Origin of the sequence: uncultured Psychroserpens sp. (assembly GCF_947494225.1) — a bacterium.
GTDB lineage: Bacteria > Bacteroidota > Bacteroidia > Flavobacteriales > Flavobacteriaceae > Psychroserpens.
The window spans coordinates 173,688-187,428 of sequence record NZ_CANLUG010000004.1; the positions used below are offsets into that span (position 1 = coordinate 173,688).

The 13,741-nt window shown below is 33.7% G+C and carries 11 protein-coding genes; 3 read left to right on the forward strand and 8 right to left on the reverse strand.

The window, feature by feature from the left end:
* The first annotated feature begins 61 nt into the window (after nt 1-61).
* Nucleotides 62-580, forward strand: a complete 519-nt coding sequence (locus Q0893_RS11185; RefSeq protein ID WP_298902482.1) for a GTP-binding protein — start codon at nt 62-64, stop codon at nt 578-580.
* Nucleotide 581: 1 nt separating this feature from the next.
* Here the strand turns inward: Q0893_RS11185 and era are convergent, their stop codons facing one another.
* Entirely contained in the window at nt 582-1,466 is an 885-nt protein-coding gene (era, locus tag Q0893_RS11190) for a GTPase Era (RefSeq protein WP_298902481.1), read from the reverse strand.
* A gap of 140 nt (nt 1,467-1,606) precedes the next feature.
* Here era and Q0893_RS11195 point away from each other — a divergent pair, with 140 nt between their 5' ends.
* The gene (locus tag Q0893_RS11195) at nt 1,607-2,206 is read left to right on the forward strand and encodes a helix-turn-helix transcriptional regulator (RefSeq protein WP_299275569.1); all 600 of its coding nucleotides are present in this window, start codon (nt 1,607-1,609) and stop codon (nt 2,204-2,206) included.
* Between the two features lies 1 nt (nt 2,207).
* Nucleotides 2,208-2,921, forward strand: a complete 714-nt coding sequence (locus tag Q0893_RS11200; protein WP_299275572.1) for a type II CAAX endopeptidase family protein — start codon at nt 2,208-2,210, stop codon at nt 2,919-2,921.
* Here Q0893_RS11200 and Q0893_RS11205 read toward each other — a convergent pair whose 3' ends face one another.
* From Q0893_RS11205 to Q0893_RS11235, 7 genes are all read right to left on the reverse strand, one after another.
* Nucleotides 2,922-3,380: an RNA methyltransferase gene (locus Q0893_RS11205; RefSeq protein WP_298902477.1), complete on the reverse strand. Its 459-nt coding sequence runs from the start codon at nt 3,378-3,380 to the stop codon at nt 2,922-2,924. It abuts the gene before it with no gap.
* Nucleotides 3,381-3,478: 98 nt separating this feature from the next.
* Nucleotides 3,479-4,897: a TolC family protein gene (locus tag Q0893_RS11210; protein ID WP_299275576.1), complete on the reverse strand. Its 1,419-nt coding sequence runs from the start codon at nt 4,895-4,897 to the stop codon at nt 3,479-3,481.
* A gap of 10 nt (nt 4,898-4,907) precedes the next feature.
* On the reverse strand, nt 4,908-5,585 hold the full coding sequence (locus Q0893_RS11215; RefSeq protein ID WP_298902475.1) for an ABC transporter ATP-binding protein: 678 nt from the start codon (nt 5,583-5,585) through the stop codon (nt 4,908-4,910).
* Between the two features lie 15 nt (nt 5,586-5,600).
* Nucleotides 5,601-6,344, reverse strand: a complete 744-nt coding sequence (locus tag Q0893_RS11220; protein WP_299275580.1) for a DUF2807 domain-containing protein — start codon at nt 6,342-6,344, stop codon at nt 5,601-5,603.
* A gap of 15 nt (nt 6,345-6,359) precedes the next feature.
* A complete protein-coding gene (locus tag Q0893_RS11225; RefSeq protein WP_299275583.1) occupies nt 6,360-8,720 on the reverse strand; it encodes an ABC transporter permease in 2,361 nt (786 codons plus the stop codon).
* Nucleotides 8,721-8,753: 33 nt separating this feature from the next.
* Nucleotides 8,754-11,201: an ABC transporter permease gene (locus tag Q0893_RS11230; protein ID WP_299275586.1), complete on the reverse strand. Its 2,448-nt coding sequence runs from the start codon at nt 11,199-11,201 to the stop codon at nt 8,754-8,756.
* Between the two features lie 25 nt (nt 11,202-11,226).
* Nucleotides 11,227-13,632, reverse strand: coding sequence for an ABC transporter permease (locus Q0893_RS11235; protein WP_298902470.1), 2,406 nt, complete (start codon nt 13,630-13,632; stop codon nt 11,227-11,229).
* Nucleotides 13,633-13,741: the final 109 nt, after the last annotated feature.

Genomic DNA, 13,741 nt, shown 5'->3' on the forward strand with positions numbered 1-13,741 from the left:
CCTTAATTATAAGGTCTGTTTGAATAAAAAATAGTAATTTGAAATACTATTTCAATGCAACATGTCTACTACTAACGAAATTGTATTACGACCGCGTTTTAAGTTCCCCCTTAAGGAGGATCATGAAATGCTCTTGAAACTCTTTGAAGATACTAAAACGTCTCAATCGGACTTTATCGTATCTCGAATAGATGACCATGTATTTATTAAAATCCCAAAAGTAAAACAACACTTTTGGTCGCCTCAGTTACATTTAGAAATTAACAAGAATGAAGCTGCTAGTGGCAGTATTATTTATGGTCTCTTTGGACCAAACCCTACTGTTTGGACTATGTTTATGTTCTTTCATTTTGTAGTAGCAGGGTTATTTATTGGATTTGGAATTTGGTCTTATGTAAACTGGTCTCTAGGTAACGACTACGCCATACAACTGTTTGTCACCTTACTTATGATTGTTATATGGTTTGTTTTATATTTTGGTGGCCGATTGGGTAAAAAAACAGGTATGAATCAAATGCACGAATTACATCATTTTATGCGCGATACCCTCAGAAATAAAAATATCCATGCCGAAGTTTAACTTATTTTTGATTGTAACCAAAACGTTTAAGTTGACGTTGATCACTTCTCCAATTTTTGTTCACTTTAACATATAATTCAAGATGAACCTGTTTGCCGAAAAATTGTTCTAAATCCTTTCTAGCTTCAATACCTACACGCTTAAGGGCACTTCCTTTATGACCAATAATTATCCCCTTTTGTGTGTTACGTTCTACCATAATTACAGATCGCATTCTAATGATTTTATCTTCCTCAAAAAACTCTTCTGTATCAATTTCAACAGCATAAGGAATCTCCTTTTTATAGTGCATCAAAATTTTCTCTCTAATGGTTTCATTAACAAAAAAGCGTTCTGGCTTATCTGTTAGCTGATCTTTTGGATAAAAGGCTGGTGAAGCAGGCAATAGCTCAATAATTCTATTAAAAACTTCAGTAACATTAAAACCTTCTAAGGCTGAAATTGGAAAAATTTCGGCATTGGGCACTTTTTCAGACCAGATTTGAACTTGTGCCTCTAACTGCTGTTGATCTGATTTATCTATCTTATTTAAAAGTAGTAATACTGGAATTTTAGAATTGGTAATCTTCTTAAAAAAGGCTTCATCCTTAAGCTCTTTTTCTCCTATTTCAACCATATAAATAAGCACATCTGCATCTTCAAAAGCCGATTTCACAAAATCCATCATTGACTCCTGCAACTCATAAGCTGGTTTTATAATTCCTGGAGTATCACTTAAAATGACTTGAAAATTATCGCCATTTACGATCCCTAAAATACGATGCCTTGTGGTTTGTGCCTTAGATGTAATAATGGATAATTTCTCACCGATAAAAGCATTCATTAAAGTGGACTTTCCAACATTTGGATTACCTATTATGTTTACAAAACCTGCTTTGTGACTCATTCTTTTTAATTTAAATAGGCTACAAAGTTACGACCTTTAATACTTTTTCTATTATATGAGCTTAATTAAGCCTTAAAAAGCAACAAATTAATGCAAGATTTGTCATACAGCCTCCTCCAACATTTCCTTACTTTTGATTTATGGATGCACGAATAGGCAAAGTATTAGACCATATAGAAAGTCATTTATCTTCAAAGCTAGCGCTAAATGACTTGGCGCAGATATCGTGCATGTCTCCTAGTTATTTTCATCGTGTTTTCAAAAAAGAAACAGGAAGAACACCCTTTGAATTTATAGAAGAGATTAAAATGCGTAAAGCCTATACCTTACTCCTTTCTGGTACTCATAAAGTTCATGAGTTAACCGAAATTTTTGGTTATAGTGACTATGAAACCTTTACAAGAGCCTTTAAAAAACATTATTTCATTGCTCCAGATGATTTGAAAGCTATTGCCCAAAAAATTAAAACATTACTAAATATTGGACCAGAGGGCTTTATCATTAAAACATTTGAGGTTGATACAATAGAGGACATTAAAGAACATATTGAGGACTTGGTACATAACCTTAAAGAAGATCTAAAACGTAAAGGCTACTCTGATGAAGACATTAAAAAAGCAAAGGTACTATCTATTATGCCTAAGATTAATAGTGTTCCGCAGGATGAGAACACCATAAAGAACAAATTTATAATTGCAGAAGATCAAAAAACCTGGAGAACACTTTTAAATTCTATGTAATATGTCAAGTCTATACTTATATACAATAGCTGCACTAATTGTTGGCATTATATTTCCTGCTTACGCTATTTGGAATGGAAAAAAAGCAAGACAATTACTTATAGAGCAACCCAGCTCAAAAATTCTAGTATTTAGACAAACCGGACTCATTTTAATCTGTCTAACGATTATCGTAATTATACCATTTATCTTAAACGGAAAACGTCTAGATCATATTTGGTTACACTTTTTAAATAAACCTTTATGGATTCTTGGACTCTTCGCCATTTCATTCTTAGCACTGTATATTTTTAAATCTTTACGTCTAACCGAAAAGGCAGCTAAAAAATTTCAAAAAGCCAATAAGGATGTCTCGTTCTTAATGCCTAGCACGAAACTTGAATTAAAAATTACGATTATCATATCGTTTATAGCTGGTATTTGCGAAGAAATTGTATATCGCGGATTTTTATTTTGGTACCTCACTCAATATGTTCCTATTTTGGTCGCAATGTTACTGGCTAATCTTCCTTTTGCACTTGGTCACCTCACAACTACAGGAAAGAAAAATACGTTTGGCGCTTTTATATTAGCTTTTATTTTTTCTGGAGCTTGGTTTTTAACGAAATCACTGTGGTTACCTATTTTGCTCCACATTATTGTAGATCTATATTCAATGATTCTTGCCTATAAATCCAATCAATTATTGAACAACAATTCACAACAGCCTAAATAATTATGAACGTGGTTTGCTAATACCTCTATCGTACATTACGATGCTTCCCGCAACAGAAACATTTAGACTCAATTGGGATTTAAACTTTACCAAAAAATGACTTTTTTCAATAGCTTTGTGAGATAATCCATGATCTTCGGCTCCCAATAGGTAAACACAACGTCGCGGATGATGAAATGTTTCTAAATCTTCTGCTTCTTCAGTTAGTTCAACACCCACAATACGCGCTCCTTTAGGAAGGTTTTTGTAAAACTCGTCAAAATTTTCATAATGAAAATACGGCATAGACTTCACGGCATTATGTGTATCGCTAGATTGCTTGGCATAACGATTTCCGATAGTAAAAATAAAGCTGGCTCCTAAATTTTGTGCAGAACGCCAAAGCACACCTAAGTTCTCAGGTGTTTTACCGTTTTGAATCCCTATTCCGAAGAACTCGTTTTCGAAGTTATCTATCATAACTTCAAAAATAAAAAAACCTTTTTTACTTCTTAAAAAAAGACAAGCAACTTTTTAGGAAAGTGATGTACTCATAACATTGGTTTTGTAGTTTCTTACTAAAAATTTCCGCGGTAATACTCTAAAACTATTGTACGCAATATATACTCATATTTCGTATTTGTAAGATTGAGTTTTGCGTTATCTAAATTATTTTTACTTGTCACATAGTTTAAGAAATTTGAAACTCCATTTCTAAATCTAATTTCATTAATTCTATACGATTCTTGGAAAGCCTCTACTTGTTTTTGTAAACTTTCATATCGCATATAGCTAGCATTCATATCGAAATGCACTTGTGCAATGGTACTTTTAATATCTAAGTACAACCGATCTAACTCTAAAAGAGATTCTTCTACTCTTATCTTTTCTAAGGCTACGTTATTTTTAGCTCTAAACCCATTAAACAGTGGTATGTTCACTGAAACTCCTATCACTGTACTTAAGTTATTATCATACTGATCTCTAAAGCCTATACGCTGTGCATCAAAGGATGTCTGTTCTGTAAGTACTGGTATGTTTTGATTATTTATTGTTACAAAGTCTCCGGTCTCGACTATCGATGTTCCAGCTTCAGTGAATGTTTGAGCAGCACTTGAATAATTAGTATTTAACCCTCCAAAAACTGATATTTCGGGAGTAAATTGAGATTTTGCAACACTTACACCCTTTCTTGAAGCGTCAATTCTGAGTTGCCTAGCTTTAAATGTCGCTAAATTTTCCAAAGCGTCTGCATATACGTCTTCTACCGACAACCCATAGGGATTAATATCCAAAACCAAATCTTTAGTTTCCACATTAAAAGTATCATTTACATTAAGTAATCTCAATAGGTTCAGCTTTGCATTATTTAAGGCACTTTCTGAAACGATAATACTAGTTTCATCTATCGTTTTTTGGGCTACAATATCTGTATAATCTGCAGGATTCCCAGATTCGTTTTCATAAAACTCTTGTTGAATTTTCAATTGTTTTTCGGTGGTTTCTAAACGTTGCTTAGCAAGTAAAAGATTATCTTGAGCGTTTAATACTTGAAGATATGCGAGGGTTACTCGTAAGATTATATCTTGTTGAGCTGCCTCATTTTCCATATCGGCAGCAAGTCTATTTAGCTTATTTTGTTTTGCAGTATTTAGCACACGAAAGCCATTAAAAATGGTCGCATTTAAATTTAATCCTGCATTAGAAAATGTAAATTCTTGATTTATAAAATCGTTAGTAAATGGATCTATACTCCTTCCATCATTAACACCTAAATTAAAATTTCCATTAACACTTGGTAACAGATTTGCTTTGGATTGCTGGTGATTAAGCTTTTCTGAATTTGCGCGTAAATGGGTTGCTTTCAAATCGAGATTATTATTTAAAGCCAATGCTATACATTCATCTAAAGAATAACTATTTAACGATAGATCTTGCGCATATAATCCCCAGCCCATCAAAAAAAATAGGGCACATATTAGTTGTTTTAGTATCATAATTATTTAGTTATTCTGTGACTATTTTTCCATCGAGAAGATTAACAATTCGAGAACCATAAGAGGCGTTATTTTCAGAATGTGTTGCCTGGATTATGGTTACTCCCTCCTTATTTAATTGAGAAAACAATTCCATGATTTCTTCACTTTGTTTAGAATTTAGATTTCCTGTTGGTTCATCTGCCAAGATCAATTTTGGTTTACTAATTAAGGCGCGTGCAATGCCAACTAATTGTTGTTGCCCACCACTTAATTGAATTGGAAACAAATCTTTTTTACCTACAATATTAAATCGGTCTAACATATCAGCTACTAGTGCTTTTCGTTCAGAAGATTTCACATTTTTATATAATAATGGCGTTTCAATATTTTCAAATACGGTTAATTCATCAATAAGATGGTACGCCTGAAATACAAATCCGATATATTCTTTATAAAGTTTGGATCTATTTTTCTCTTTCATACGGTGTACAGGTTCTCCCAAAAACGTATAACCACCTCCTGTGAAACTATCTAGCATTCCGATACAATTAAGCAAGGTAGATTTTCCTGAACCTGAAGGCCCCATAAGAGAGATAAACTCCCCTTCGGTAACCGTAAGATCTATATGCTCTAAAAGTTTAACGGCCTTACTTCCTGAATTAACCTCGCGAGTTGCCCTGCTTAACTTTAATAATGTATTTGTCATAATTGCTATATCTTATTAGTCTATTTGAGAAATTTCAAAATCTCCAAAACTTATTCCTTTACTTATTGATGCATCTCCTTTGTATTGCAGTTTTGCTTCACCATAAGCCGTAAATTTTATATGCCCAGAGGACTGAATCATAAATTCTGCTTCGCCAAAAGCTTTTAACTTAGAGGTCTTGTTTTCCACCTGAACTAAGTCTATTTCTCCTTCGCCATATACTGTTATTTTTTGTCTATCGATAACCCCTTTTTTTATAAACAATTTACTTTCACCATACATATCTACATCAAAGTCTGAAAGTTGAACATCATTAAAAACAACTTGCGATTCTCCATAAATATTAAGTTTAAACTTATTGGTATCAATCGTACTTTCGCAAAGTGTCATCTGTTCTCCACGCACTGACAATGATTTTAAACTTTTATAAGTTACTTTAATAGTTAACACTTTGCCTTTGTATATAGGCACTTTCATTTTAACACCGTTTCTTACTACTTTTTCATGCTTAGTCACTTCTTTGGCATCATCTAGATATACTCTTAGTGTCTCGCCTTTTACTTCAATAGTAATTTTATCTTCAGGTTCTGTACTATCTAAAATAGTAACCGATTCGTCATTTCCTTCAACCAAAATGCTTTCAATATGCGGACTAATAATTACTTTATTAAAAGCACTAACATTCTTTTTTGTTTGTCCAAACATAGTCTGACTCATACAGGCCATCATTAGGATTGCGACGTATTTTAAATTTTTCATAATCTTTTAAGTATTTTATTCTGTTTTTAAACTATCGGCTGGGTTAGCTATAGCCGCTTTAATGGCCTGAAAACTCACGGTTAACATTGCTATCAAAACAGCAATAATACCAGCAGCGGCAAAGACCTTCCAATTGATTTCTATACGATATGCATAATCCTGAAGCCAATCTCTCATAAAATACCATGCTATTGGTATTGCGATTACAATTGAAATTACCACAAGTTTCAGAAAGTCCTTTGATAATAATTTTACAATCCCAGACACACTAGCTCCTAATACTTTACGAACACCTATTTCCTTTCTGCGTTGCTCGGCCGTATAAGCCGCTAATCCGAAAAGTCCAAGGCAAGAAATTAGAATAGCCAATATTGCAAATATTTGAGATAACTCACCCACTAACTGTTCATTCTTAAACTTAGCGTCAAAGGACTCATCTACAAACGTATACTCAAAAGGATAAGCTGGATTATGCTTCTTTAATACTGTTTCAATAGTTGATAATGCTTCGGCAATAGGCACGCCATCTTTTGTTTTTATATACATGTAACGTGCATAGTTGTGGTAATTAAAAAATAAAACAGGATCACTAGAACCAAACATATCGCCATATAAATAATCTTTAACCACGCCTATCACTTCCAAAACATCGTCATCTCTGCTTATTGTTTTTCCAATAGCGCTTTCATTTTCGTTACTCATCATCTTCGCTAAAGATTCAGATACTAGAGTATATGTGCTGTCTGCATCTATATTTCTACTAAATCCGCGACCTTCAATAATTTCCATTCCAGTTGTATCAAAAAAGCCTTCAGAAATATTTCTAAACGAAATCAACACATCTTCGGTATCTGTTCCTCCTTTCCACTGAAAACCAGAACCATTGTTACCGCCAGAAAGTAATTGAGAATTACATAAGGCAATGTTATAAACAGAACCTGAACTAATTAAATCTTGCTGAATAACGTCAAATTTATCAATGATATCTCTATTCACTCGCATAGATAATAACTGGTCTTTATCATAACCTAATTCTCTGTTTTTCACATGCTGAATTTGCTGATACACTAGTATGGTTACAATAATAAATACGATTGAAATTGTGAACTGCCCAACAACCAATCCTTTTCGTATTAAAGTTGCAGAACCTTCGGTAACCTTTAACCCTTTTAAGACTTCTACTGGTTTAAAAGATGACAAGTAAAATGCTGGATACAAACCTGCCAGAAGACCACATGCCAGCGCAATACCAAAGAGTCCAAAAACATGCATTGGATTGGACAATCCGAGTTCTAAACTCTTATCGATAATAAGATTAAACTGAGGTAATAAAACAGCTAGTAAAATAACACTAAGAATTGTAGCGATAAATGATAGAATTAAAGCTTCAGAAATAAATTGTGTTATCAATCGGCCTCTACCCGAACCCATTGCCTTTCGTACACCTACTTCGTTAGCACGTTTTTCGCTACGAGCAGTGCTTAGATTCATAAAATTAATACAAGCAATAAGTAAAATTATAAAGGCAATGACTGTAAACAGCCTCACATAAGTAATGCGGCCTCCAACTTTTTTTCCATTTTCAAATTTTGATCTTAAATGCCAATCTTTTATTGTGTGTAAAAACGCATAATCATCGGTACGTTCTTCCTTCGTTTTAATGAGCCCTCTTAGTTGTTTATCGACAGTTTCAAAATCTGCTTCGGGCGTTAATTCTACGAATGTATCAGAAAAATTATTTCCATATTGCGTCATCCACTCTGCACCATCTCTATAGCGCTCAAAAGGAGCGACCCAATCAAAAGGAAATGACACATTTTTTGGTAAATTTTCTACGACGCCAGTTACAAGATAATTATCTCTATTACTAACCCTCACAACTTTACCCAATGCTTTTTCTCCAATACCAAATAGCTGTTCTGCCGTTTCTTGAGTAAGAACTATAGCTTCTGGATTAGTAAAAGTATTTTTTCTACGACCTTCAATAAACTTTAAGCTAAAAATATCTAGGAAATCAGCGTCGGCATAACGTCCTGTTCTATTAATCGAATTATCTCCTACTGCAAACAAGCGAGTTTCTTGGCTAGACCTTGTAGCCTTTAAAACCCCAGGAATATCATTCTTCATATCTTGGGCTAATGGTCCTGGAGAAGAATAAAACGTACGCCACTCTCCTTCATAATTCTGATTTGTAGGTACAATATAAATTTCATCTTGCCTTGCGAAGTCTTCATTAAAATTAAGTTCATCTTCGACCCATAAAAAAATTAAAGACGCACATGTTATTCCAATGGCTAATCCAAAGATATTTAAGAAGCTGTAGCCTTTATTTTTTAATAAAGTTCTAAATGCTATTTTTATATAATTTAAAATCATAATTATTCGTTTTGATACTGATTGATGATTGATTTATTCTGATCTTAGTGAGTTTACTGGATTTGTATTTGCCGCATGTAAGGTTTTTGCACTAATTACAATAAGTGCAAATAATATCATGGCACTTCCACTAATTAAAAACACCCAAAAACTTATGCCAGTTTTATAAGTAAAATCTTGAAGCCAGCTACTAATGCCATACCAAGCTATTGGAACAGCAACTACAAAAGCGATAGCAACTAAGATTAAAAATTCTTTACACAGTAGTGTGTTAATTTGTAAGAGTGAAGCACCTAAAACCTTTCTTACTCCAATTTCTTTTACACGTCTATTTGTAGTGTAAATTACGAGTCCGAGTAACCCTAGAGAACTAATCAAAATTGATAATCCTGTTGCCCAGTTTAGTAATTTAGACACTTTTTCTTCACGACTATAAAATTGCTGAATGGTTTCATCCATAAAGATTAATTGATAATCATCTACTTCAGTATATACAGTTTTGTAGGTATTTTCAATTTTATTTAATGTACGTTTCAATCCTTCTGAAGATTCATTTTTAAATGAAATATGAAGGGCTTGAAACTGACTAAACCTTGGGCGATACCAATCTCCTATTAAAGCCATTGGCTCTATTCCTGTTTTTAAAGAGCGTTGATGAAAATCGGACATAACTCCAACTACAGGTACATTTTCTCCACTTAAAACGACATTTTTACCAATAGCTTCTTCTGGGCTCTGAAAACCAAGTATTCTGCCAAATGTCTCGTTAATAACTAACTCTCTTACAGTATCATTTCTATGCACACGTCCTGCGAGTAAATTCAATTCAAAAACATCTAAATAATTAGTATCTCCATGTATAAATTGCAACTCAGATGTGACCTCTTTATCACCATCAACATATGACGCATTTGTTGTACTAGTTGAAAATGATGCTGGAGGATTACCGCCTATACTAATGCCCTTTATTTCTGGTATACCTCTTAACTTCTCGGCATAAATTTCTTTCTTAGAGACTTCTCGTTCTCCTCTAGGGCTATATACCGAAACAATGGCGTTGGTCTTGAAACCCATATCTTTGCTAAGTAGAAAATTAATTTGTTTACCTACCAATAATGTTGCGATTATAAACACTTGAGCAATGGTAAACTGAAACACAGTTAAGTACTTTCTTAGTTTCACTTTATTTTCTCCTACTGATAAACGGTTTTGTAAAACAGAGACAGCATTAAACTTCGATAAAACAAGTGCAGGATAAAATCCTGATAAAATTGTAACGATTAGGAGTAAAATAATAATCCCTAGAATAATTATTGGAGATTTAAAAAGTTCAAACTCTAGACCTTCTGGAATAAAATCTGAAAACACACTAATTAACCACTTTGATAGTAAAAGTGATAATATGGCCGATAGAAAAACCAACAAAAATGTTTCTCCCATAAATTGCCCTATAAGTTGTTTTCTAGAGCTTCCTAAAGTTTTTCTAATACCTATTTCTTTTGCGCGTTGGGATGCTTGCGCGGTGTTAAGGTTAATAAAATTTATACAACCCAACACCAATAAAAACAAAGCTACTAAGGCCAAATTAGTTAATAATGATTTACTAGCCTGCCCTTTACTCCAATCGTAGATTCCATAATTTTCATTAAAATGAATATCACTTAATGGCTGTAACTCAAAGGTTCTTGTGTTGTTATATTTTTTTGCATCTTCACTTCGATGCTCTAAAGTTAGCTCATCAAAACGCTTTTGAATGGTTTCGAAATTAGCAGATTCAGAAACCTTAACGAAAAGCTGAGAGGCCGAATTTGTATTGTTCCAATTTTTATTTAAAACATCTTGCCTTAATCTTGTTTGTAATAGCGTTGGTCGAGATATAAATTCTTCGAAAACGACATCTGTTCGTTGTTTAAAATTTTCAACAATTCCTGTAACTGTTATCTGTAATGAATCATTATAAACTAAAGTTTTTCCAATGACTTCTGCCGGTTTCAATTCGGGAAAATAATCCGCCGCTCGCTTCTCAGTTAAAATTACTGTGTTTGGCTTCGACAAGACCTCTACTTCATCTCCTGCCAAAAAATTGTAATCGAAAATTTCAAAATAATTTTTATCAGTATAAACAACGAAGTTAGGCCATTTGAACTCAGAATTATTGTCTTTGTTTTCAACTTTTGCTGGTCTTTCTATATAGAATCCGCTTATGATTTCAAAGTTTAGATCTTCTTTAATAGCATCTTCTAAAGCAAGTGTCACTCCAGAATTATAATCATCTCCATCTGGGCTACCAAAATTTGTTACTACTCTATAAATTCGATCTCCATCGTTATGAAAGTTATCAAAAGTGGTATCATAAAAAATCATCAAACCAATTACAAAAGACGCACTTAAGCCTATGGTAAGACCAATAACATTAATTAGAGAAAACACTTTCTGCTTCATGATGTTTCTCCATGCTATTTTGATATAATTTTTAATCATAACTGCTCTATTTTTTGATTGATGATTATTCTGTACGTAATGATTTCACTGGATTCGCTGTTGCCGCTTTTATAGCTTGAAAACTCACAGTAATTAATGTGATTACTAAGGCACCTATACAGGCGACAGCAAACACATCCCAACCTACAGATGTGCGATAACTAAACTTCTGCAACCATTGTCCCATCACATAATAAGCCAGAGGAGAAGCCACTAAAAGTGATATCACAACTAGTGTTATAAAATCTTTTGAAAGTAATAACCACAATTGACTAATTGATGCCCCTAATACTTTTCTAACTCCTATTTCTTTGGTGCGCTGTTCTGCAACAAAAGATGCTAATCCAAATAGTCCCAAGCAGCTTATAAAAATTGCCAATATGGTAAAGACTTTCGCTAAACTTGCAATGCGCTCTTCTGATCTGAATTTCTTACCATATTCTTGATCTACAAATTGATAGTCAAAAGGTGTATTTGGGAAATTCTTTTTAAAAACGCCTTTAATAATTTCTAAATTTTCACCTGTACTTTTCTCTGGATTTAGCCTAAGGTTGTAAAAGGCTATGTTACCGTATTTTTCAAAAGGATACATGGCTTGTTTTACTGGACTATATGGAGATTGTACTATCATATCTTCAACAACTCCGATAATCTTCAAAGGTGGTTCAGGGTTAGGATCACCAACATCAGAGTCTCTAATTAATGTTCCTATCGGATTAGTTAGGCCCATATAACTTGCAGCTGTTTTATTAATAATCACAGCATTTGAATCGGTTGCAAATTCTCGTGAAAACCCTCTGCCTTCTATAAGTTTTAATCCCAAAGTTTCCACAAAATCATAATTAACAGACGTATGGGCGAGATCTTCTTGAAAGCCTTCAGGTTTCCCTTCCCATGTATAACCACTTCGATTAGACCATACACTTGTTGTTGGACTGCTCAGGGTGGTCATACTAACAGCACCTCCAGAAGCAATAAACTGTGTTCGCATTGTTTCGTGCTTTCCAACAAATTCTGAACTCATTACAGGAATTTGAAGCAAACCCTCTTTATCATATCCTACAGGCCGATCTTTACTAAATTGAATTTGATTCATGACAACGAGCGTTCCAATAATCAATGCTATAGATACCGTAAATTGTGTAACAACAAGTACTTTTCTCGGTAAGGATGAATAGCGTCCAGCTTTAAAAGTTCCTTTTAAGACTGCCACTGGGTTAAAAGAAGATAAGTACAATGCAGGATAACTTCCCGATAAAAAGGCTGTAAGTATTATAAAACCTAAAGAGACCATCCAGAACATAGGGTTAGCCCAAGGAAAAACAATGGCTTTACTCGCTAAATTATTAAACCCATTTAAAAATAAGATAACGATGCCTACGGCAAATACAAATGATAACAATACAATTAGAAATGACTCTGTTAAAAATTGAAATATTAATTGCCCTCGCTGAGATCCTATCGATTTTCTAATACCAACTTCAGTAGCTCTTTTTTCTGAGCGCGCAGTGCTTAAATTGATAAAATTAATACATGCCAGAATTAGAATAAACAAACCTATGACACCAAATAACCACACATTTTCAATACGCCCTCCAGATTGCACCCCATTTTCAAAATCTGCTCTTAAATACCAATCTTTCATAGGAAACAGAAACATTTCCGGATTAAATTCTGCTTCACCAGGATCACCAATCTTTTTCACATCTCTGATCTTATCAGAAACTGCGTCCATCGCTGTATTATTATTAATCTGTACGAAACATTGAAACGAGCTATTTCCCCAAGAGTTTTTCGCTCGTTCTAACCAAGGCTGCGTAGTGATATAATGTTTCCATGGCATGATATACTCCATATCGCTAAACGAATTGTTTTTAGGAATATCTTTATAAACACTCGTAACAACTAAATCGTGTTCATTATTGACCTTCACAATTTTTCCAATGGCAACATCAGATCCAAACAGCGCTTTTGCTGTAGATTCCGAAATCATAAGAGCGTTTTTTTCTTTCAAGCCATCCCTAACACCTTCAATAATTTCCAGGTTTAGCATTTCTGGCGCAGCTTCTTGCATCGCATTTCCAGTGGTATAAATATTAACCTCACCATGCTTAAGATATCTTGATTGCTCCCAAGAGGACATAATGATGTGTTCAAAATTATCATTATGATTTTCACGCAAAGCAAACTCTAGAGGTCTCGGGATTGCTGGCGACGTATCGGTTTCATTATTGTTGGTTTCGTGTTGAAAAACTTGTGCTATAGTTGCCTTATCTTTAAAATAATCATCATAACTAAGCTCATCATAAACCCATAGCCCTATAAGCATTGTTGCCGCCATACCAATAGCTAATCCAGAAATATTAATAAATGAATACACCTTGTTTTTAAGAAGGTTTCTAAACGCTATTTTGAAATAATTTTTTAGCATGATTTCTAAAGATTACTGTTCGTTTTTTTATTTGATGAGCTTTAACACTTCAGTATAAATAGTTGATTGGTTAAGTCTATACTGAAGTGACAAAAGCCTAATGATTATT

Bases quoted from the DNA above. Each gene is read 5' to 3' on its own strand.
- Q0893_RS11220 (WP_299275580.1), bottom strand. From the start codon at position 6,344: ATGAAAAATTTAAAATACGTCGCAATCCTAATGATGGCCTGTATGAGT.
- era (WP_298902481.1), bottom strand. From the start codon at position 1,466: ATGAGTCACAAAGCAGGTTTTGTAAACATAATAGGTAATCCAAATGTT.
- Q0893_RS11210 (WP_299275576.1), bottom strand. From the start codon at position 4,897: ATGATACTAAAACAACTAATATGTGCCCTATTTTTTTTGATGGGCTGG.
- Q0893_RS11235 (WP_298902470.1), bottom strand. From the start codon at position 13,632: ATGCTAAAAAATTATTTCAAAATAGCGTTTAGAAACCTTCTTAAAAAC.
- Q0893_RS11205 (WP_298902477.1), bottom strand. From the start codon at position 3,380: ATGATAGATAACTTCGAAAACGAGTTCTTCGGAATAGGGATTCAAAAC.
- Q0893_RS11215 (WP_298902475.1), bottom strand. From the start codon at position 5,585: ATGACAAATACATTATTAAAGTTAAGCAGGGCAACTCGCGAGGTTAAT.
- Q0893_RS11225 (WP_299275583.1), bottom strand. From the start codon at position 8,720: ATGATTTTAAATTATATAAAAATAGCATTTAGAACTTTATTAAAAAAT.
- Q0893_RS11230 (WP_299275586.1), bottom strand. From the start codon at position 11,201: ATGATTAAAAATTATATCAAAATAGCATGGAGAAACATCATGAAGCAG.
- Q0893_RS11200 (WP_299275572.1), top strand. From the start codon at position 2,208: ATGTCAAGTCTATACTTATATACAATAGCTGCACTAATTGTTGGCATT.
- Q0893_RS11185 (WP_298902482.1), top strand. From the start codon at position 62: ATGTCTACTACTAACGAAATTGTATTACGACCGCGTTTTAAGTTCCCC.
- Q0893_RS11195 (WP_299275569.1), top strand. From the start codon at position 1,607: ATGGATGCACGAATAGGCAAAGTATTAGACCATATAGAAAGTCATTTA.